The sequence below is a fragment of the Sanguibacter sp. HDW7 genome (assembly GCF_011300875.1).
Classification (GTDB): Bacteria; Actinomycetota; Actinomycetes; order Actinomycetales; family Cellulomonadaceae; genus Flavimobilis.
In genome coordinates, this window is record NZ_CP049862.1 from 1,360,808 (window position 1) to 1,381,811 (window position 21,004).

18 protein-coding genes are annotated in these 21,004 nt (G+C 73.4%); 10 read left to right on the forward strand and 8 right to left on the reverse strand.

Features of this window, described 5'->3' with window-relative positions:
* Window positions 1-46: 46 nt before the first annotated feature.
* A complete protein-coding gene (locus tag G7063_RS06360) occupies window positions 47-655 on the reverse strand; it encodes a class I SAM-dependent methyltransferase (RefSeq protein ID WP_166413646.1) in 609 nt (202 codons plus the stop codon).
* A gap of 149 nt (window positions 656-804) precedes the next feature.
* Between G7063_RS06360 and hflX the strand changes: the two genes are divergently transcribed.
* Genes hflX through G7063_RS06375 form a run of 3 tightly spaced genes read left to right on the forward strand, consistent with a single transcriptional unit; the run spans window position 805 to window position 5,443 of the window.
* Window positions 805-2,310, forward strand: coding sequence for a GTPase HflX (gene hflX, locus G7063_RS06365; protein WP_166413647.1), 1,506 nt, complete (start codon window positions 805-807; stop codon window positions 2,308-2,310).
* 40 nt (window positions 2,311-2,350) lie between these two features.
* A complete protein-coding gene (locus G7063_RS06370; protein WP_240916210.1) occupies window positions 2,351-4,396 on the forward strand; it encodes an ATP-dependent DNA helicase in 2,046 nt (681 codons plus the stop codon).
* A gap of 57 nt (window positions 4,397-4,453) precedes the next feature.
* Window positions 4,454-5,443 (forward strand): L-lactate dehydrogenase, encoded by a 990-nt coding sequence (locus G7063_RS06375; protein WP_166413648.1) that lies wholly within the window; start codon window positions 4,454-4,456, stop codon window positions 5,441-5,443.
* Window positions 5,444-5,526: 83 nt separating this feature from the next.
* Here G7063_RS06375 and lexA read toward each other — a convergent pair whose 3' ends face one another.
* Window positions 5,527-6,261, reverse strand: a complete 735-nt coding sequence (gene lexA / locus G7063_RS06380) for a transcriptional repressor LexA (RefSeq protein ID WP_240916211.1) — start codon at window positions 6,259-6,261, stop codon at window positions 5,527-5,529.
* Between the two features lie 197 nt (window positions 6,262-6,458).
* On the opposite strand from lexA, the gene G7063_RS06385 reads away from it, so the two are divergent.
* The 3 genes from G7063_RS06385 to G7063_RS06395 all read left to right on the forward strand — a co-directional run bounded on the left by G7063_RS06385 (window position 6,459) and on the right by G7063_RS06395 (window position 7,682).
* Window positions 6,459-6,827, forward strand: a complete 369-nt coding sequence (locus G7063_RS06385) for a LysM peptidoglycan-binding domain-containing protein (RefSeq protein WP_166413650.1) — start codon at window positions 6,459-6,461, stop codon at window positions 6,825-6,827.
* An 82-nt stretch (window positions 6,828-6,909) separates the two neighbouring features.
* A complete protein-coding gene (nrdR, locus tag G7063_RS06390; protein WP_166413651.1) occupies window positions 6,910-7,410 on the forward strand; it encodes a transcriptional regulator NrdR in 501 nt (166 codons plus the stop codon).
* Window positions 7,411-7,505: 95 nt separating this feature from the next.
* Complete coding sequence (locus G7063_RS06395) at window positions 7,506-7,682, forward strand: DUF5302 domain-containing protein (RefSeq protein ID WP_166413652.1); 177 nt, start codon at window positions 7,506-7,508, stop codon at window positions 7,680-7,682.
* Window positions 7,683-7,786: 104 nt separating this feature from the next.
* Here G7063_RS06395 and serA read toward each other — a convergent pair whose 3' ends face one another.
* Complete coding sequence (serA, locus tag G7063_RS06400) at window positions 7,787-8,983, reverse strand: phosphoglycerate dehydrogenase (RefSeq protein ID WP_166413653.1); 1,197 nt, start codon at window positions 8,981-8,983, stop codon at window positions 7,787-7,789.
* A 66-nt stretch (window positions 8,984-9,049) separates the two neighbouring features.
* Complete coding sequence (locus G7063_RS06405) at window positions 9,050-11,290, reverse strand: AAA family ATPase (protein ID WP_240916212.1); 2,241 nt, start codon at window positions 11,288-11,290, stop codon at window positions 9,050-9,052.
* 188 nt (window positions 11,291-11,478) lie between these two features.
* On the opposite strand from G7063_RS06405, the gene G7063_RS06410 reads away from it, so the two are divergent.
* Window positions 11,479-12,426, forward strand: a complete 948-nt coding sequence (locus G7063_RS06410) for a PAC2 family protein (protein WP_166413655.1) — start codon at window positions 11,479-11,481, stop codon at window positions 12,424-12,426.
* Between the two features lie 12 nt (window positions 12,427-12,438).
* Here the strand turns inward: G7063_RS06410 and G7063_RS06415 are convergent, their stop codons facing one another.
* Window positions 12,439-13,461 carry a spermidine synthase gene (locus tag G7063_RS06415; RefSeq protein WP_206188224.1) on the reverse strand — a complete coding sequence of 341 codons (1,023 nt, stop codon included), beginning with the start codon at window positions 13,459-13,461 and terminating at the stop codon, window positions 12,439-12,441.
* Window positions 13,462-13,539: 78 nt separating this feature from the next.
* Here G7063_RS06415 and G7063_RS06420 point away from each other — a divergent pair, with 78 nt between their 5' ends.
* The 3 genes from G7063_RS06420 (at window position 13,540) to G7063_RS06430 (ending at window position 15,934) form a co-directional block, all read left to right on the forward strand.
* Complete coding sequence (locus tag G7063_RS06420) at window positions 13,540-14,010, forward strand: SAV_6107 family HEPN domain-containing protein (RefSeq protein ID WP_240916213.1); 471 nt, start codon at window positions 13,540-13,542, stop codon at window positions 14,008-14,010.
* Window positions 14,011-14,035: 25 nt separating this feature from the next.
* On the forward strand, window positions 14,036-15,298 hold the full coding sequence (gene dinB / locus G7063_RS06425) for a DNA polymerase IV (protein WP_166413656.1): 1,263 nt from the start codon (window positions 14,036-14,038) through the stop codon (window positions 15,296-15,298).
* A 225-nt stretch (window positions 15,299-15,523) separates the two neighbouring features.
* A complete protein-coding gene (locus G7063_RS06430; protein WP_166415235.1) occupies window positions 15,524-15,934 on the forward strand; it encodes a DUF3040 domain-containing protein in 411 nt (136 codons plus the stop codon).
* A gap of 322 nt (window positions 15,935-16,256) precedes the next feature.
* On the opposite strand, the gene G7063_RS06435 is transcribed toward G7063_RS06430, so the two are convergent.
* The 3 genes from G7063_RS06435 to G7063_RS06445 are packed head-to-tail and all read right to left on the reverse strand — an operon-like array spanning window position 16,257 to window position 20,826.
* Window positions 16,257-18,578, reverse strand: coding sequence for a transglutaminaseTgpA domain-containing protein (locus G7063_RS06435; RefSeq protein WP_166413657.1), 2,322 nt, complete (start codon window positions 18,576-18,578; stop codon window positions 16,257-16,259).
* Window positions 18,575-19,852, reverse strand: coding sequence for a DUF58 domain-containing protein (locus G7063_RS06440; RefSeq protein WP_166413658.1), 1,278 nt, complete (start codon window positions 19,850-19,852; stop codon window positions 18,575-18,577). Before G7063_RS06440 ends, G7063_RS06435 begins: the two co-directional genes overlap by 4 nt.
* On the reverse strand, window positions 19,849-20,826 hold the full coding sequence (locus G7063_RS06445; RefSeq protein ID WP_240916214.1) for a MoxR family ATPase: 978 nt from the start codon (window positions 20,824-20,826) through the stop codon (window positions 19,849-19,851). Before G7063_RS06445 ends, G7063_RS06440 begins: the two co-directional genes overlap by 4 nt.
* Window positions 20,827-21,004 lie beyond the last annotated feature (178 nt).

The window sequence follows — 21,004 nt, forward strand, 5'->3', positions numbered from 1 at the left end:
CCCCCGACGCTCCGGTCGGGAGCGGGCCCCAATGCTCTAGCCGGGCTCAGGCCTCGGGGCCGGGGACGCGCAGGACGCGGAAGCCCTTCGCGGACGCGAGCTTCGACGTGCCGGGCGCGACCTCGCGGTCGATCCATGCCGCGAGCGAGTCCGCGCCGAGGTTGCGCTGGACGACGAGCAGGCCCTCGGCGCCGGGCGCGATGCGCGGAAGCCATGTGCGCAGCATGTCGTGGAGCACGTCCTTGCCGACACGGATCGGCGGGTTCGACCACAACGCGGCGAACCGCACGTCCGCCGGGACGTCCTCGGGCCGCACGGCCTCCACGTTCGTGAGCCCGAGCCGTGCCGCGTTGCGGCGCACGAGGTCGAGCGCGCGCTCGTTGACGTCGACCGCCCACACGCGGGCGCCGGGCGAGTCGAGGGCCATCGTCAGCGCGACAGGGCCCCAGCCGCAGCCGAGGTCGAGCAGGTCGCCCGTCGCGGGAGCCTTCGGCACGGTCCGCAGCAGGACGCGCGTGCCGAGGTCGACGTGCCCGGGCGAGAACACGCCCGCCGCGGTCTCGACCTCGAGCTCGCGGCCGGCGAGCGTCACGGTGACGTGACGGCGCTCGTCGGCGGACGCGGGCCGGGCGGTGAAGTAGTGGTCCTCGCTCACCCCGCGAGCCTAGTGCGTCGGCCGGGCCCTCCCGGGGCCCGCGACCGCGCCCGGCCCGTGCGATCGGTCACGCCGGTTGCGAAATCGTTGGTCCCGCAGGGCCTGGGCGTGACACGCTGGTGCCGCACCACACCGACGGAAGGACCTCCATGACGCATCCCGCACCCGAGCCCTCGCGCACCGAGCGCGACATCGCCGACGACGTCGTCGCGCGCGTGCTGGCCCGGGCGGGGACCGCCGTCGACGAGGGCAGCACGGTCCACACCCGGGCGGACGGCGAGCAGCTCGACCTCGTCGAGCGCGCGGCCCTGCGTCGCGTCGGCGGGCTCTCGACCGAGCTCGAGGACGTCACCGAGGTCGAGTACCGCCAGCTGCGCCTCGAGAAGGTCGTCCTCGTCGGCCTCTGGTACGGCCGGTCCGCGACCGACGCCGAGATCTCGCTGCGCGAGCTCGCGGCCCTCGCCGAGACCGCGGGGTCCGAGGTCCTCGACGGGCTGCTCCAGCGCCGCCAGACGCCCGACCCGTCGACCTATCTCGGCAAGGGCAAGTCCGCCCAGCTCGCCGAGATCGTCGCGGCCGTCGGCGCCGACACCGTCGTCATCGACGGGGAGCTCGCGCCCTCGCAGCGTCGCGCGCTCGAGGACGTCGTCAAGGTCAAGGTCGTCGACCGGACGGCCCTCATCCTCGACATCTTCGCGCAGCACGCGAAGTCCCGTGAGGGCAAGGCGCAGGTCGAGCTCGCGCAGCTCGAGTACCTCCTGCCGCGACTGCGCGGCTGGGGCGACTCGATGTCCCGCCAGGCCGGTGGCCAGGTCGGTGGCGCGGGGGCCGGCATGGGCTCGCGCGGACCCGGTGAGACGAAGATCGAGCTCGACCGCCGGCGCATCCGCGACCGCATGGCCAAGCTGCGCCGCGAGATCGCGGCGATGGCCCCGGCGCGCGAGGCCAAGCGGTCCTCGCGTCGCAAGGGTGCGATCCCCGCGGTCGCGATCGCGGGCTACACGAACGCCGGCAAGTCCTCTCTGCTCAACGCGGTCACGGGCGCGGGCGTCCTCGTCGAGAACGCACTGTTCGCGACGCTCGACCCGACGGTGCGCCGCACGCAGACGGCCGACGGCCGCATCTACACGCTCGCCGACACCGTCGGCTTCGTGAGGTCGCTCCCGCACCAGCTCGTCGAGGCGTTCCGCTCGACGCTCGAGGAGGTCGCCGACGCGGACCTGCTGCTCCACGTCGTCGACGCGTCCCACCCGGACCCCGAGGGCCAGATCACGGCGGTGCGGGAGGTCCTCGCGGAGATCCCGGGCGCGCTCGACGTGCCCGAGGTCATCGTCCTCAACAAGGCCGACGCGGCCGACCCGGACGTCATCGCGCGCGTCCGTGGCCGCGAGCGACGCACGCTCGTCGTCTCGGCGCACACGGGCGCGGGCATCCCCGAGCTCCTCGCCTACATCGCCGCGGCGCTGCCGCGGCCCGACCGTGAGATCGACCTCACCGTGCCCTACACGCGCGGCGACCTCGTCCACCGCATGCACCACGAGGGGGAGATCGACCTCGAGGAGCACACGCCCGCGGGCACACGCCTGCGCGGTCGTGCAGGGGAGGCGCTCGCAACCGAGCTCGACGCCGTCGCGGTCGCCCACAGCCCGTCCTGAGGCGCGCCCGCACGGGCGGCGCGATGGCTAGGATGACGCGGTGACCCCGACGCCCGACGACACCGAGACCGACGTCGCCGCAGCGGTCGGACCGCTCCTCGAAGCCGCGGTCGCGGCGCTCGGCGGGAGCCCCCGCGAGGGGCAGCGGACCATGGCGGAGCGCGTCGCGACCGCGTTCGCGACGGGCGAGCACCTGCTCGTCCAGGCGGGCACGGGCACGGGAAAGTCGCTCGGCTACCTCGTCCCGGCCGTCCACCACGCGGTGACGGCCGGCGAGCGCGTCGTCGTCTCGACCGCGACGCTCGCGCTCCAGCGGCAGGTCCTCACGCGGGACCTCCCGCTCGTCGCGGACGCTCTCTCGGACAGCCTGCCGCGCCCGCCGCGCATCGCGCTGCTCAAGGGCTGGCAGAACTACCTGTGCCTCCACAAGGTCGAGGGCGGCTACCCCGAGGAGCCCGGCTCGACGCTCTTCGACCTGTCGGACGCGGGCTCGGCGCCCGACCCGCTCGAGGACGACGACGGACCGCGCGACGAGAGCGCGATCAAGCGCCTCGGCCGTGAGGTCGTGAGGCTGCGCGAGTGGTCCCAGGAGACGACGACGGGCGACCGTGACGACCTCGTGCCGGGAGTGAGCGCGCGGGCGTGGCGGCAGGTGTCCGTGACGAAGATGGAGTGCCTGGGCTCCAGGTGCCCCCTCGTCGAGCAGTGCTTCCCCGAACGGGCGCGGGCGCTCGCGCGCGAGGCTGACGTCGTCGTGACGAACCACGCGATGCTCGGCATCGCGGCCTCGGGCTCGCCGGGAGTCCTGCCCGAGCACTCGGCGCTCGTCGTCGACGAGGCGCACGAGCTCACGGACCGCATCACGAACCAGGCGACGCTCGAGCTCTCGACGCTCTCGATCGACCAGGCGGCGCGGCTCGCGCGGCGCCAGGGAATCGGGACGGCGGCGCTCGACCGTGCGGCCGCCGACCTTGGCGCGCTGCTCATGGACCTGCCCGAGGGGCGCTTCCCGCACGGCCTGCCCGAGGGCGTGAGCGCGGCCGTCGGTGCCGTGCGCGACGAGGCGCGCGAGCTCGTCACCGCGCTCAAGCCCGAGCCCAAGGCGGACGCCGACGGCGCGCTCAAGGTCGCGCAGGCCGGCATGCTCATCCTCTTCGAGACGGCCGAGCGCATGGCCGCGGACCCGTCGGGCCACGACGTCCTGTGGTGCTCGCGCGGCTCGTGGGAGGCGGGTGGTGCGACGCGCCTCCACGTCGCGCCCATGAGCGTCTCGGGCCTCGTGCGGACGTCGCTGCTCGCGGAGCGCACGGGAGTCTTCACGTCGGCGACGCTGAGCCTCGGCGGGTCCTTCGAGCACGTCGCGCGCTCGCTCGGCCTCGGCTCGGCCGGCGGCGACGGGCCCGAGGCGCGCTGGGACGGCATCGACGTCGGCACACCCTTCGACTACGCCAAGCAGGGCATCCTCTACATCGCGAAGCACCTGCCCGCGCCGGGCCGCGAACCCGCGACGGAGGCGCAGCTCGACACGATCGCGGAGCTCGTCGAGGCCGCGGGCGGTCGCACGCTCGGGCTCTTCTCGTCCCGACGCGCCGCCGAGACCGTCGCGGCCGCGATGCGCGAGCGGCTCGACGTTCCCGTGCTGTGCCAGGGCGACGACGTCCTGCCGACGCTCGTCAAGCAGTTCGCCGAGGACGAGGCGACGTGCCTCTTCGGAACGCTCTCTCTGTGGCAGGGCGTCGACGTGCCTGGGCGCTCGTGCAGCCTCGTCCTCATCGACCGCATCCCCTTCCCGCGGCCCGACGACCCCGTGCGCTCCGCGCGGACCGAGGCAGTCGCCGCAGCGGGTGGCAACGGCTTCATGTCGGTGTCGGCGACGCACGCGGCGCTCCTGCTCGCGCAGGGCGCAGGTCGCCTCGTGAGGACCTCGACGGACCGCGGCGTCGTCGCGGTGCTCGACTCACGCCTCGCGACCGCGCGCTACGGCAGCTTCCTCACGCGCTCGATGCCCCCGCTGTGGCCGACGACCGACCGCGCGACGGTCCTCGGCGCCCTGAGACGGCTCACCGAGGGCGAGCCCGCTCGCTAGGCTGGACCAGGACCTGCGGGCCGCTCGCGCGACCCGCTGCTCAACCCTGGAGGAACGATGCCGAACATCACGCCGCACCCCGACGAGCACACGGCGCTGCGCACGACCAAGCTGGCCGTCGTGGGAGCAGGAGCCGTCGGCTCGACGCTCGCCTACGCGGCGCTCATGCGCGGCGCGGCGCGCACGGTCGCGCTCATGGACATCAACGCCGCCAAGGTCGAGGCGGAGGTGCTCGACCTCTCGCACGGCGTGCAGTTCGTGCCAGAGGCCCAGGTCATCGGCTCGGCCGACGTCGAGGTCTGCGCGGACGCCGACGTCGTCGTCGTCACGGCGGGCGCGAAGCAGAGGCCGGGGCAGACCCGGACCGAGCTCGCGGGCGCGACGATCGACCTCATGAAGAAGATCCTCCCGGGGCTCGTCGAGGCCGCGCCGAACGCCGTCTACATCATGGTGACGAACCCGGTCGACGTCGTGACGTACGCGTCGTTGAAGATCTCGGGCCTGCCGCCGAGCCAGATGTTCGGCTCGGGCACGGTGCTCGACACCTCGCGCCTGCGCTTCCTCATCGCGCAGCACTGCGGCGTCGCGGTGCGCAACGTCCACGCCTACATCGCGGGCGAGCACGGCGACACCGAGATCCCGCTGTGGGACTCCGCGACGATCGGTGGCGTGCCGCTCCTCGAGTGGAACCGTCAGTCGGAGCACCACGGACCGCTCACGCACGACGACCGCGCGCGCATCGCAGACGAGGTCGTCAACTCGGCGTACAAGATCATCGAGGGCAAGGGCGCGACGAACTACGCGGTCGGGCTCGCGGGCACGCGCATCATCGAGGCGATCCTCACGAACGAGCACTCGGTCCTTCCGGTCTCCTCGCTCCTCACGGACTACTACGGGATCTCCGACGTGTGCCTGTCCGTCCCGTCGATCGTCGGGCGTCGCGGCGTGTACGAGCAGCTGCAGGTGCCGCTGTCGGACGCCGAGTACGACGGCCTCAAGGCGTCGGCGGACCACCTGCGTGCGGTCGCACGCGAGTTCGGATTCTGAGCACCACGGCAGCATGACGAAGGCCCCCTCCGCGGAGGGGGCCTTCGTCATGCTGCCGTGGTCGCTGTCCGGGTGCGGTCGGGCTACAGGGAGCGCAGCACCGAGACGACGCGGCCGAGGACCTGTGCGCCGTCGCCGGGGATGGGCGCGTACGCGGAGTTCTGCGGCAGCAGCCAGACGTGGCCGGACGTGCGTTTGAACGTCTTGACCGTCGCCTCGCCGTCGATCATCGCGGCGACGATCTCGCCGTTCTCGGCGACGGGCTGACGCCGGACGACGACCCAGTCGCCGTCGCAGATCGCCGCGTCGATCATCGAGTCGCCCTGGACCTTGAGCATGAAGAGCTCGCCGTCGCCGACGAGCTGGCGGGGCAGGGGGAAGACGTCCTCGACGACCTGCTCGGCGAGGATCGGGCCGCCTGCGGCGATGCGGCCGACGAGCGGGACGTACGACGGGGTGGGGCGCGAGTCGTCCTCGGCGGCGGAGTCGTGGACGATCCGCGGCCGGGCGTCCGGCTCGACCGGGGAGGGCACCGACGTGGCGACGACGCGGGCGTCGTCCGCCTGGACGATCTCGAGCGCGCGCGGGCTGTGGGGGTCGCGGCGGATATAGCCCTTGCGCTCGAGTGCCTCGAGCTGGTGCTTGACGCTCGACGGGCTCGTGAGTCCGACGGACCGACCGATCTCGCGCATCGTCGGGGGGTAGCCACGCTCGTCGAGCGACGCGCGGATGCACTCGAGCACCGCGCGCTGGCGTCCCGTGAGCGCCCGCGTCACGGGAAGGTCGGGCCCGGTGGGCCCGGAGGCGGTCTGCGTCACGTGCTGCTCCCTCGTCGACCCCCGAATGTCGGAGGCTCGTGGTCGGCTGTCCTTCGTCAGCCTAGGGGAGGACACCGGCGGGTTCAAACATCCGTTCGAGCGTGTCTCGACATCCGTGGCGGACCCTGCTAGAAATAGAACAGCAGTTCGACGAACAGGCGTTCGAGGTTCACCTCGACCGACGGAGGAGCACCGAGATGAGCACCATGAGCCTGGCGGCCTCGCCCCGCATTGCCCGTGCCGCTGCGCCGGCGCCCGAGCTTGCGCCGCTCCGGATCACGCGCCGTGGACGCATCGTCCTCGGTCTGCTCGTGTCCGCGGTCCTCGGTTCCGGAGCGCTCGTGTTCGCGAACGGGGCGACGGCCGACGCCCCTGCGGGGGCGCAGGCGGTGACGGTCCGTACGGTTGGTGCAGGGGAGTCGCTGTGGGCCATCGCCTCGTCCGTCACGGCGCCCGGGGCTGACGTGCGCGACGCGCTGCAGGAGATCGCACGGCTCAACGGCCTCACGGGTTCGAGCCTCGCGGCGGGTCAGCAGCTCGTCGTCCCTGTCGTCGACGCAGACTGAGGAGCGGCGCGCCGCCTTGCGTGGCGCGGGGCGTGGGCCTATCGTCGCGATGCCCCCCGAAGTGACATCCCCGAGGACGCACATGCACTGCCCGTTCTGCCGGAACCCCGACTCCCGCGTCGTCGACTCACGCACGTCCGACGACGGGCTCTCGATCAAGCGCCGTCGCCAGTGCCCCGAGTGCGGCCGGCGCTTCTCGACGGTCGAGACCTCGAGCCTCACGGTGGTCAAGCGCTCCGGTGCGACCGAGCCCTTCTCGCGCGACAAGGTCGTCGCGGGCGTCCGCAAGGCGTGCCAGGGCCGTCCCGTGAGCGACGACGACCTCGCGCTGCTCGCGCAGCGTGTCGAGGAGTCGATCCGAGGCTCTGGCAGCGCTGAGATCGACGCCAACGAGATCGGGCTCGCGATCCTCGGGCCGCTCCGCGAGCTCGACGTCGTCGCCTACCTCCGCTTCGCGAGCGTCTATCAGGACTTCGGCTCGCTCGAGGACTTCGAGGCCGCGATCACCCTGCTCCGCGCGGACCGCGAGGGAGCCACGCTCCCCGCGGGCCAGGACGCCGAGAGCGACGCGCCCGAGGCGTGAGGGCGGGCGTCCGCGCCGCGCAAAAGGTTGGCGTCGAGCCTGTCGACGCGAGAAGGTGGAGTGCCGCACCCGCGGCCGTTCCCAAGGAGGCGCCCATGGCTGACCACGACGACCGATCCGTCCCTGAGGACGTCAAGGAGAAGTTCCGTGCGGCGCTCGCCGCGAAGAAGGGCAACGACCGCACTGCGGAGCGGGCCGCGAACACCGGGGCCGTCCACGGTTCCGAGACGAGCGGCAGCACGCAGCGGACGTTCCGCCGCAAGTCCGGCTGAGCCGACGACCGTCCGTCGCGACAGTCACGATGCTCGCGACGCCACAGGGCCCGCGCTCCCCGTGAGGGGAACGCGGGCCCTGTGGCGTTCGCGGGAGGCGGGTCCTAGTCGAGGACGCGGAGCCGCACCGTCTCGTCGAGCTGCGTGAGCTCGGCGATCGCGTCGGCGGACACGTCGGAGCCCGCGTCGGTGACGACGTAGCCGATGTCGCCGCGCGTCCCGAGGAGCTGGCCCTCGATGTTGACGTCGTGCGCGGCGAGGATCTGGTTGACCTTCGCGAGCACGCCGGGCACGTTCCGATGGAGATAGGCGACGCGGCTCGCGCCCGTGTTCTCGAGAGCGAGGTTCGGCAGGTTGACCGAGAGGGTCGTCGAGCCCGTCGTGAGGTAGTCACGGATCTTCGTCGCGACGAACTGGCCGATCGCCTCCTGCGCCTCCTCGGTGGAGCCGCCGGTGTGCGGGGTGAGGATGACGTTCGGCAGGCCCTGGAGCTCGGAGACGAACGGGTCACCCTTGCGCTTGGGCTCGACCGGGAAGACGTCGACCGCCGCGCCCGCGATGCGGCCCGCGAGGATCTCGTCGCGGAGCGCCGCGTAGTCGGGGACGAAGCCGCGCGAGAGGTTGAGGAACAGCGAGCCCTGCTTCATGCGGGCGAAGTGCTCGGCGGTGAACATGCCGGCGTTGCCCGCGCGACCGTCGACATGGAGCGTGACGATGTCGGCGACCTCGAGCAGCTCCTCGAGCGTCTCCATGCGGCGCGCGTTGCCGAGCGCGAGCTTCTCGGCGGAGTCGTAGAAGACGACCGACATGCCGAGGTTCTCGGCGAGGACCGAGAGCTGGGTGCCGATGTTGCCGTAGCCGATGATGCCGAGGGTGCGACCGCGGATCTCGTGCGCGCCGGTCGCGGACTTGTTCCACACGCCCGCGTGCATCTCGTCGTTGAAGACGGTGAGACGGCGAGTGAGCGAGATGATGTCGGCGATGGCGATCTCGACGACCGAGCGCGTGTTGGAGAACGGCGCGTTGAAGGTCGCGATGCCACGGGTCGCGGCCGCGGCGAGGTCGATCTGGTTGGTCCCGATGCAGAACGCACCGATGACGCTGAGCTGCGGTGCGTGCTCGAGCACGCGCGCGGTCACCGTCGTCTTGGACCGGATGCCGAGGATGTCGACACCGTCGAGTGCTGCGATGAGGTCGTCCTCGTCGAGGGCGCCGGTGCGGTTGACGACCTTGATCCCGTGGGACTGCAGGATCTGGGTCGCGAGCGGATGGAGGTTCTCGAGGAGAAGGGCGGTAGGCACGGGGCCAGTATCGACCCGTCCGGTGGCCGGTCCAAACCGGGTCCGCACCATGGAACGGGCGTCTCCTCAGCGCTTCGCGACGGCGTCCGCGATGCGCGGTGGGAGGTCGTGGGAGTGGACGAGGTGCAGCCGCTGCGTCGGCCGCGTCATCGCGACATAGAGGTCCGACGGCGCGAGCTCGTCGGGCTCGACGAGGACGACGACGTCGTACTCGAGGCCCTTGACCGTGCGCGGGTCGACGACCGAGACGGGAGCGTCGAGCTCGTCGTCGCCGCGGGCCGCCCGCAGCGCCGCGTCGGGCAGGACGGCGCGCAGCGCGGCGCGGAGCGCCGGAGCCCGACGGGGCTCGGCGACGACGGCGACGCGCCCGACCCCGTCGGACGTCGTCCCGGCCCGCACCTCGGCCGCGACGACCTGCGCGGCCTCCCGGGCGACGTTCGTCGACCAGTGCACGTGGAGGGAGTCCTCGACCTCGCGCGCCGAGGTCATCGGGGATACGGGGAGGCTCGCGGCGACGGCCGCGTCGCGCGCGGCGTCGGCGACGACCGCGGGCGTGCGGTAGTTGACCGTGAGCTCCTCGAGCCGCCAGCCGCCGCGCAGCGGGCCGTCGAGCATCGAGCGCCATGCCCGGGCGCCGCCTGCCGCCGACGTCTGGGCGACGTCGCCGACGATCGTCAACGAGCGCGTCGGGACGCGCCGCAGGAGGGATCGCCACGCCATGGCCGTGAGCTCCTGCGCCTCGTCGACGACGACGTGCCCGTAGGTCCACGTGCGGTCGGCGGCCGCGCGCTCCGCGGTCGTGAGGTTCGAGCCGCCCGCGGCGAAGCGGTCCGCGAGGACCTCGGCCGAGACGAGCGCGCCGGCGCCCGTGCCCTGCAGGACCTCCTGCGCGTACTCGAGGTCGCGGGCGCGGGCGGCGGCGTCGGCCTTCGCCTGGGCGCGCGCGGCCTGGTCGTCCTCGCCGAGCAGCTCGGCGGCCTCGTCGAGCAGCGGGACGTCCGCGACGGTCCACGGCGCGCCCGGCTCGCGGGCGAGCGCCGCGCGCTGCGCGTCGGAGAGCTGCGGAGCGGCCTCGGAGAGCCGGTGCGGCTTGGTCCACAGGTCCTCGACGAGGCGCTGCGGCGTGAGGGGGAACCACGCGAGGTTGAGCGTCACGCGGACGTCGCGGTGCGCGCGGAGGTCGTCGAGGACCATACGGCGGTCCTCCTGCTCGAGCTCGACGCCCGTCGCGCGCCCGTACTGCGACGCGAGCCGCGAGAGCATCTCCTTGACGAACGTCACGCGGGCGAGGTTGTGGGGCTTGTTCGTCCGACGCGCACGCGCGACGGCCTCGCGCACGTCGTCGCGCCGGATGACGAGGTCGACCCCTTCGAGCCGGAACGGCACGTCGTGCTCGGGGATGCGCTGGCGCGCACGGACGGCGCTTGCGACGACGCGTGCCATCGAGGCGTCGCCCTTGAGCCGCGCGGCGAGGTCCGTGGGCTCCTCGGCGCGGGCCGAGATGCCGGGCAGGAGGTCGCCCATCGTCGTCGCGACGACGCCCGTCTCGCCGAGCGAGGGCAGGACCTGGTCGATGTAGCGCAGGAACGCCGACGACGGGCCGACGAGCAGGACGCCCGAACGCTCGAGGACACGCCGGTGCGCGTAGAGGAGGTAGGCCGCACGGTGGAGCGCGACGGCGGTCTTGCCCGTGCCCGGGCCGCCCTGGACGACGAGGGCGCCGGCGAGGTCGGCGCGGATGATACGGTCCTGCTCGGCCTGGATCGTCGCGACGATGTCGTGCATGCGGCCCGTGCGCTGGGCGGCCATCGCGGCGAACAGCGCGCCCTCGCCCGAGAGGTGGACCTCGTCGTCGACGAGCGCGTCGAGGTCGAGGACCTCGTCCTCGAGCGAGACGACCTGACGTGCGCGCGTCACGAGGTGGCGGCGTCGCAGGACGCCGTCGGGGTGCGCGGCGGTCGCTCGGTAGAAGGCCTGCGCGGCGGGAGCGCGCCAGTCGGTGAGGATCGACCGGTGCTGGTCGTCGTTGAGCCCGATGCGGCCGATGTGACGGACCTCGTCGCCCGTGAGGTCGAGCCGACCGAAGCACAGGCGGTCCTCGACGGCCTCGAGCTGCGCGACGCGGTCCTCGTAGAGCGTCGCGAACGCGTCGCGCTCCGAGCGGTTCTGGGGCGAGCCCGACGGCCCCGACCGGCGGACCTTCGCGAGCCGGTCACGCGTCTGTGCGCGCAGTGCGTCGAGCCGGGCGTAGAGCCGGTCGACGACCTCCTGCTCGGAGAGGATCTCGGACGAACGGGACGTTGACACCGGGCCTCCTGGGACTGGGACGGCGCGACCTGCGCGCACGTGGCCATCCATTATGGTCCCTCGCGCACGTCCACGGACCCCGGTCCCGCCAGTCGGTCCTCCGGGGCCCGTGCGGGAATGCAGCGGCGCGGACGTGCGTTGACACGCGTGAGGCCCGCACGTGGGCCACGACCGACGAAGGAGGACCGGTGCTCGATCCGACGGACCTGTACGAGATCGACGAGGGCGTCGCGGCGCGCCTCGGCGTGCGCGAGGGCGGCACGGGGCCGGTCCTGCTCCACGCCCTCGAGGGGTTCGTCGACGCGGGCCGGACTGCCGAGCTCGTCTCCGACCACCTCGCCGAGGCGTTCGAGACCGAGCGCCTCGTGACGTTCGACTCCGACGAGCTCCACGACTACCGCGGGCGCCGCCCGCTCATGGACTACGACGAGGACCGCTGGACGTCGTACGCCGCGCCGCGACTCGTCGTCGACGTCGCGCACGACGCGGAGGGCACGGCGTTCCTCGTCCTGCACGGCTCCGAGCCGGACCTGCGCTGGGAGCGTGTCGCGACGGGCCTCCAGCAGGTCGTCGACCGCTTCGGTGTGTCGCTCGTCGTCGGCGTCCAGGGCATCCCCATGGCGACGCCGCACACGCGTCCCGTCGGGGCGAGCGTGAGCGCGACGCGGCCCGAGCTCGTGGGTGTCCAGCCGCGGGTCTTCGGCAAGGTGCGCGTCCCCGCGAGCTTCGGCGCGATGCTCGAGCGGCGTCTCGGTGAGTCGGGGCGCGACGCGCTCGGCCTCACCATGCACGTGCCGCACTACCTCGCGCAGGGTCACTTCCCGCCCGCGGCGCTCGAGGCGGTCCGGCGGGTCGAGCACGTCACGGGGCTCTCGCTGCGCGCCCACGACCTCGAGGAGGCCGCGCACGACGCGGCCGAGGAGATCGCCGAGCGCGCGTCGACCTCCGAGGAGGTGCGTGAGGTCGTCGCCGACCTCGAGCGTCGCTACGACGCGTTCGTCGAGGCCAACGGCGGTGCGAACCTCCTCGCGCAGCCGGTCGAGATCCCGTCCGCGGACGAGATCGGGGCGGCGTTCGAGGAGTTCCTCGCGGCGCAGGACGAGCCGGCGGACGGCGCGCGTCCCGACGAGGACTGACAGGACCCGCCCTCAGGGCGCGCCGGGGGTGTCCTGTGCGGCGTCTGCCGATGAGGGGCCCTCGACCGCGGGTGTGCCCCCGATCGTGCCGTCGTGCACGGCAGCGCCGTCGTGCCCGGCAGTGCCGTCGTGCCCTGCCGGGGCCGCTGCCGCGGCAGGGTCCACGAACGGTGCGGCGCCGGCCGCGAAGCGCTCGAGCGCACTGCCCGTGACGAGCGTCGCGGGCACGGCGAGCCGCCGCAGGTCGCGTTCGACCTGTGGCCCCGTGAGGTCGGGCCCCGGCGCGCCCGCGCGCACCGCGGCGAGCACGAGGTTGCCATAGCGGCGTCCCTTGAGGACGGCGGGCTCGGCGACGAGCACGACCGACGACCAGCACGGCGCCTCGTCGTCCCCGGTGCCCGAGAGGCGGGCGAGGAGCGTCGCCACCTCGCTGCGCACGGTGCGCAGCGGCGCGCGGTCTGCGACGTTCGCGAGGTAGAGGCCGCCGGGGCGCAGGACGCGGAGCACCTCGTCCGTCCATCCGTCGGTCGTGAGGTGGGCGGGCGTCGTGTCGCCAGCGAACGCGTCGCGCACGATGACGTCGGCGCTCGCCGGAGCGGACGACGCGAGGGCGCTGCGACCGTCCTCGGCGCGCAGGCGCAGGACGGGGGAGCGCGGCAGGTCGAACCAGCCGCGCACGAGCTCGAGCAGCGTCGGGTCGGGGTCGATCGCGACCTGGCGCGACCCGGGGCGGCGGGCCTCGACCCAGCGCGGGAGCGAGCAGCCCGCCGCGCCGACGTGGATCGCGCGCAGCGGGCCCGGGGCCACGGCGTCGAGGAGCGCCCCCATGTGCTCCATGTACTCGAACGCGAGGACGGTCGGGTCCTCGTGCACGTAGGAGCTGGGGACGCCGTTGACGTGGACGGTGACGCCGCGAGGGTCGTCGCGGTCGACGACGAGCTCGACGGTGCCCGTCGTGACAGCGACGGGGCCGGTCGGAAGCTGGAATGTCGGTGGCTCGGTGTTCGATCGACGTCGGGAGGTGCGGCGGGCCATGCGGTCCACCGTAGACGGCTCCCGAGGGCTTGACGGACTCGAACAGTTGTTCGATGATGGGTGCAGGAGGTGGTGGACGTGACCGTGACGACGATGACCCCGCGCAGGGACCGCGCGACCGAGGGACGTCTCGCGCTGCGCGGCGTCCAGGAGTCGGCGCTCATGCGGCGCTCGGACGCCGAGATCCTCGCCGCCCAGCTCTCGCAGGACCCGGTCGACCGCTTTCTCCACGCCCATTTCGCTGCGCTGCGTGCCGCGGGCGCCGTGCTCGCGGTCGTCGTGCCGCCGCGCGGCCGTGGCCGCGACCGGTCGGCGTGGGAGCAGCTCGCGGACCGCGTGCCGGAGCTCGCCGGCTGGGCCGCCGTCTTCGCCGACGCTGCGCGTGTCCGCTCGTCGGTCGAGGGCGGCCGCGTCGACCTCGTCGACGACGCCCGCGCCGAGCGGGCGCTCGCGGACGCCGAGGACTTCCGGGACGCGATCGACGAGCTCGTCGAGGCCGTGCCCGCAGCCGACGGGACGCGCGCGCTGCGCGTCGTCCGGGCGTCGTGACCTCCCGGACGACGGGGGAGCAGCGATGAGCCGCGGTCCACGGGCCGATCTCCGCGGGCGCTCGTGGGGCGACGAGGACGAGGGCTGCAACGTCCTCCACGTCGACATGGACGCGTTCTTCGCGCTCGTCGAGCTCGCACGACGACCCGAGCTGCGCGGCAGACCGGTCATCGTCGGCGGCGCCGAGCGTGGCGTCGTGCTTTCGGCGACGTACGAGGCCCGGGCGTTCGGCGTGCGGTCGGCCATGCCGATGGCGGCGGCGGTCCGGCTGTGCCCGCAGGCCGTCGTCGTGCGCCCCGAGCACGGGCTCTACCACGAGGTCTCCCGCGAGGTCATGACGATCCTGCGTGACGTCACGAGCATCGTCGAGCAGCTGAGCGTCGACGAGGCGTTCCTCGACGTCCGTGGCGCACGGCGCAGGCTCGGTCCTCCCGTGGTCATCGCGGAGGGCATCCGTGAGCGGATCGCCCGCACGCTCGGCATCACGTGCTCGGTCGGCATCGCCTCGACGAAGTTCGTCGCGAAGCTCGCGTCCGTCCACGCGAAGCCCGACGGCCTCCTCCTCGTGCCGCGCGCAGCGACCGTCCCGTTCCTGCGCTCCCTGCCCGTCGGGGCGCTGTGGGGCGTGGGGGAGCGCACGGAGGAGCGGCTCGCGCGGTTCGGCCTCACGACGGTCGCGCAGCTTGCGGACACCGACGTCCAGGTGCTCCAGGGAGCGATCGGCAGGTCGGCGGGGGCGCGCCTCCACGATCTCGCGTGGGGTCGTGACCCGCGTCCCGTCGAGCCGACCCGCGTCGAGAAGAGCCTCGGGGCGGAGTCGACGTTCGACCACGACCGCTCGGACCTCACCGAGGTCGAGGCCCGGCTGCTCGGCCTCGCGGACCATGTCGCGGCCCGGCTGCGCCGGCACGGCCAGGTCGGCCGCGTCGTCGCGCTCAAGGTCCGCACGAGCGACTTCCGCACGCTCAGCCGGTCACGGACGCTCGATGCCCCGACGGACGTCGGGCGCGAGATCTACCTCGCGGCGCGTGAGCTCCTTGCGGGCGTCGACCTGCGGGGGCTCCCGGTCCGGCTCGTCGGCGTCCGGCTCGAAGGACTTGCGGCCCGGGAGGGCGTCCCGCTGCAGGCGACGCTCGAGGAGGCGTCGGACGGCACCGTCGAGAGGCGGCGCGAGGCCGAGGCTGCGATGGACCTGGTGCGTGAACGTTTCGGGCGTGCGGCCATCGGGCCGGGCGCCGCGAGCCTCGTCCACCGCGTCGACCGAGAGGTCTCGTCCGGCAACGGGTGACGGCGTGGGCCGCCCGGTTCTGCGCGACGCTCAGGGTGTCGCGAGTCTCCACGGCTGTGCGTCGTGGGACGCCCCGGTTGCACGTCGTGGAACGCCTGGAGGGGTGGGCAAGGTCCCTACGAGGGGCGAGGTGCCGACCGTCACCCGGGCACCGGGTACAACTTCTGCCGGAACCGACCTATCCTGGGGGTGACCGCCTGAACCGAACGATGAAGCGGGGTGCCCATGCCACTGTCCGAGTACGAGCAGCGCGTGCTCGAGCAGATGGAGCGTCAGCTCTCCGCCGACGACCCGAAGCTCGCCACGACGCTCACCACACCCCGTCGACGCACGGGGCGCAAGGTCGTCATCGCCGTCGTCAGTGTCCTCGTCGGGCTCGTCCTCCTTGTCCTCGGAGTTTTCAAGAGCCTCGTCGTCGTCGGCATCCTCGGCTTCCTCGTGATGTTCGGGGGCGTCGCGTACGCGGTTCTTGCACCGTCCGCGTCGGCGGAGCCCGCTGGACCCCAGGGCGTCGTCACCGACTCCGGCCATGTCAAGGCGCGCGCCCGTGGGCGTGACCAGGGCAAGGCTCGCGGCGAGAGCTTCATGCAGCGTATGGAGCAGCGCTGGGACAAGCGCAGGGACAGCGGCCTCTGACAGTCGGATCTCAGCTCACGGAAGGGCCCCACGCACACGGTGCGTGGGGCCCTTCCGTCGTCCTGCGCAGGCTGCACTCACGTCCGCACGTCCGCACGTCTGCATGCCTGCACGCCCGGACAAGCGCACGCTGCCGCGCTGACGCTCGGTCCGGCCTTCCGTGATCGCGTGCTCAGCCTCGCGACGGCGTGACGGCGTGACGGCGCGACGGTATGACGCCGTATCCACGTCGACCGCGGCGTGCTCTGCGTCATGACACTGTGACCTCGTCGACCGTGGCGGTCTCGGTCGTGGCGGCGCGACCTCGTCGATCGCGGCGCGCTCAGCGTCGAGACGCCGTGACCTCGTCGACAGCGACGGCCTCGGTCGCGTCGACCGCGCCCCCGTCGGCCCCCGGACCGTCGACGGAGCCAGCCCGTCGTCGCGCACGGAGGAGAGCGAGCTCCTCGAGCGCGGACTTCTCCAGATCCGCGACCTCGTCAGGGGCCGGCACGGGTGAGCCGGGAGCGTATCGTGCGCGCTCGACCGCGCGGGCGAGCGCGACGATCCCGCCGGTCGGGCCGCCGACCCGCTCGGCGAAGGAACGTGTCGTCTCTCCGGCAGCCGGGGCAAGGTTGTCGCGGTGGGCCGCGCGGAGCACGGCGCGCCAGGCGGCCTCGACGTCGCGGCGTGCCTCCGCCCGGCGGCGCAGGAGGAACGCACCGCCGCCTGCGAGAACGAGGACGAGCGTGGCGAGGCCTCCGACGAGCCAGGTGCGAGTCCCGCCGGCGCCGGAGGGCTGCTGGGCGGTGGGTCGCGAGCTCGGTCCGGTCGGGCGTCCGGTCGGGGTCTGGCTGGGCGTCGCGGTCGCGACCGTCGGCTCCTCGGTCGGTGCGACCGTCGCGTCGGGCTCGGGGACCGTGTAGTCGGGGGCGAGACCCGACTGCGAGCCGGGCGTGGGCTCGAACCGGACCCAACCGATCTCGGAGAAGTAGACCTCCGGCCAGGCGTGCGCGTCGCGGCCGCGGACGACGTAGCGGCCGGACTCGGACCGTCCGGGCAGGTAGCCGACGGCGAGCCGCGCGGGCAGGCCGAGCGAGCGGGCCATGGTTGCCATGGCGGTGGCGAACTGCACGCAGTACCCACGGCCGTCCTCGAGGAAGTCGAGGACGGCGTCGCTGCTCGTCTGCGCGGGCACCTCGAGCGTGTACCGGAACTTCGGATCGGTCCGCAGGTAGTCCTGGAGCGCGACGACGCGGTCGTAGTCGGTCTCGGCGTTCTCGACGATCCCGGCGGCGATCGTCGCGATCTCGTCGGCGCCGGGGAGGGCGTAGGACCCCTCGACGGCCTGATAGTCGGCGGACGGGACTGCGTCGCCGTTGCGGGGCGCCGTCGTGGCGCGCAGGACGTCGGCGGACAGGTCGCGCGGGAGGAACGTGATGGTGGCCTCGTCGCCCGCCGAGAGGTCGGGGGTCGTCGCGACGACGTCGCGGGTCGTGTCGTAGGTGCTCGAGGCGCCGGGGCGGTCGACCGAGCGGGGGTCGAGCGGCACGGGGAGCGCTCTTCCGCGCATCTCCTCGCTGCGCAGCTCGAGCTTGACGGGGGCCCGGAGGTTGCCGGCGAGTGCGCCGGGCCACAGGAGGGTGCCGTCGTCGACGGCGGTGCCCTGCGCGGGCTCGGGCTTCCAGGTGCGGCCGTCGAAGTTGTAGAGCGTGCCGGTGCGGAGCGGGCCTCGCTCCGCAGGAGAGGAGATGGTGTAGCTGTAGGCCTTGCGCTGCGAGCGCTCGCCGAGGCTGCGGGCGAGGTCGAGGTTCTCGCCGACCTGGCCGACACCCGAGCGGACGTCCGGTGCCTCGATGCTGCCCCACCCGGGAACGTGCGGGAGCACGGCGCCGAGCGTGAGCGTCCCGACGACGGTGACGGCGGTGAGGGCTCCCCACCGGACGGCGCGTGGCCCGTAGGTGCGCACCGCGCGGTCACGGTCCCGGGTCCATCGGTCGCGGCCGGGAGCGGGGTAGCGCCGCACGATCGCCTGGGGGTCGTCGACGGCGAGCAGCCCGAGGAGGCTCAGGCCCGTGATGACGACGGCCGTGAGGGGCATGTCCTGGACGATGAGCAGGGGTGGGAGCCACAGGAGCCCGACGGCGACGCCGGCGAGGGCTGGGACCCTCACGGCGATGACGACGTCCGCGAGGACGAGGACGCCGAGCGCGCCGACGACGACGAGGAGCACGACGGGCTCGAGCGGGTCGACCGGGGCGGCGTAGATGGTGAGGAGCTCGGGGATCGTGCGGAGCAGCCCGATGACGTTGCCGACGTCGGACGGGCCGACGAGGGGGTCGAAGAGCGCCGGTGTCGTCGCGGTCGCTTCCGAGGTGCCGAAGCGCCCGACGACGAGCCAGGCGCTGAGCAGCGCCCCGGCGAGCGTCGGCAGGAGGGCGGCGAACGTCCCGACGTCGGCGCCGCGCCAGGCGCGCAGGCCGAGCCGCACGAGGACGATGACGGCCGTGACGAGCAGGACGAGGGTGACGACCTCGGTGCGCCATGCGCCGGGGACGATGACTGCGGAGAGGCCGATCGCCGAGGCGCTCACGGCGATCGCGAGGAGGACCCCGGAGGCGATCGTGCGACCGGGGGCGGGAAGGTACTCGACGGACGTGCTCATGCGCGGACCCCGGTGAGCTGCTGCCAGGCGTCGTCAAGATCGTCGTCGGTGAGGACGACGGTGCGCCACCCGCGGTCGCGGAGCAGGCTCGCGACGGGGTTGTCGCCGTGGGCGCGCGTGACGACGACGGCGATGCGGCTCGCGGACGACGTGGCCTCGTCCCCGTACGCGGCGAGCTCGATGTCGATGGCCTCGCCGTCGCCGCCGAGGACGACGACGAGCTGTTCGGCGCCGCGCCGGGCGGCGACGACCTCGGTGAGTCGGGTGGAGCGCGACGTCGTGCGGGTGGCACCGACCGGCATGGGGGTGAGGTCGATCGTCGGGTCGAGGATGCGGGCCCGGGCGGCGTCGTCGGTCGAGACGACGCGGTTGCCTGCGGTCCCCGAGGCGGGCCCGGCGTCACCGACGGCGACGAGGCGGACGGCGTGCCCGGTCTCGACGAGGTGGATCGCGAGCGTCGCGCCGACGGAGACGATCCGCTCGAGGACGGGGTCGTGGGCGGTGCGGCGCGCGACCGGGAGGTCGATGACGACGGTCGCGGGGGTGAGGCTCGCGCCCTCGTCGACGCGGACGTGGAGCTCTCGGTGGCGTGCGGCGCTCTTCCAGTGCACTCGGCGCAGGTCGTCGCCGGGGACGTAGCGGCGCAGCGACGAGTCCTCGTCGCTCGGCTCGTTCGCGCCGGCCTGCATGGGGGAGATGCCGGCCTGGGCGAGCGCAGTGCTTGCCGTCATGGGCAGCAGACGGGGACGGACGGGGACGAGGGACGGGTCGCCGAGGGTCGAGGTCGCGCGGCAGAGCCCGAGCGGGCCGACCCGGGTGATCTCGAGCGGGCCGAGCGGCCACCGGCCCCGGACGGCTGGGTGCAGCGCGTACTCGAGGTGGACGTCCTCGTAGCGGGCGCGGACGATCGCTCGCAGCGGGCTGCCGGAGCGCAGGCTCGGTGGCACCTCCTCGGCGAGCGCGAAGCCGTGGAGGAGGTCGGAGGTCCACGGGCTGAGGTGCCGGGGTGCGATGAGCGTCGAGACGCTGACCTCGTCGCCGACGTGCGCCGGGACGGGGCGCAACGTGCGGCTCACGGTGAACCGGCCCGAGGGTTGCAGCACGACGAGCATGATCGTCGTGACGGCGACCGGTACGCACAGGAGCAGCCCGAGGACGGTGACGGGTGTGAGGGCCGAGACGAAGCCGGCCAGTGCGAGGACGACCCCGGCGAGCAGCAGCCCGGTCCCACGGTTGGTGAGCCGGACGGTGCGGGTGACGGGGCGTGCGGTCATCGGCGAGCGGGCGTGGGGACGGGGACGCGGGCGAGCACCCCGGCGACGATGTCGGTGGCGCTGCGGCCCGAGGCGCGGGCGGACGGGTTGACGACGAGGCGGTGCGCGAGGACCGCGGTCGCGAGCATCTGGACGTCGTCGGGCGTGACGTACTCGCGGCCGCTGAGCGCGGCGACCGAACGGGCGACGCGGAGCAGCTGGACGGACGCGCGGGGCGAGGCGCCGAGGCGGACGTCCGGGTCCTCGCGCGTCGTGCGGACGAGGTCGATCGCGTAGCGCTTGACGGCGTCCGCGGCGAAGACGCGGTGGACGACGTCGATGAAGCGGCCGAGCGTCGCGACGTCGGTGACGGGCTCGAGCTCGTCGAGCGGGTCGATGGTCTCGCGGCGCTCGAGCATCTCGAGCTCGGCGTCCGCGGACGGGTAGCCGACGGAGATGCAGGCGGTGAAGCGGTCGCGCTGCGCCTCAGGGAGGGGGTAGGTGCCCTCCATCTCGATGGGGTTCTGCGTCGCGACGACGAGGAACGGGCGCGGGAGCTCGTGGGTCGCGCCGTCGACCGTGACCTGGCGCTCCTCCATGCACTGCAGGAGGGCTGACTGCGTCTTGGGCGAGGCTCGGTTGATCTCGTCGCCGATGACGACGTTGGCGAAGATCGGTCCGGGGCGGAACTCGAACGTGCCGTCGTGCGTGCGGTAGATCGTCATGCCGGTGAGGTCGCCGGGCAGGAGGTCGGGCGTGAACTGCACGCGCCCGACGGTGCCGCGGATGGTGCGGGCGAGGGCGCGCGCGAGGGTCGTCTTGCCGACGCCGGGGACGTCCTCGACGAGGAGGTGGCCCTCGGCGAGGAGCACGGCGATCGTCGTCATGACGACCTGGGGCTTGCCTGAGAGCACGTGCGAGAGCCGCGCGCGGATCTCGTCGCAGGTGCTCGTGATCTCGCTGAGCTCGTCGGGCGTCGGCGGTGTCGTCCTCACGTGTCCTCCTCGGTCGTGAGTGGCAGCGTAGACGATTCGGGTGCTCCGGATCACATCGGTCCGGGCGGCGCGCGGAGTCGGAAGCCGCGTGCGTGCCGGCGCGGTGGGGCTGGGGGGTGAACCCCTGGTTCCCCACTCTCCTCCACCGGGCGTGCGACGCGGAGCGCGCAACCTGCGC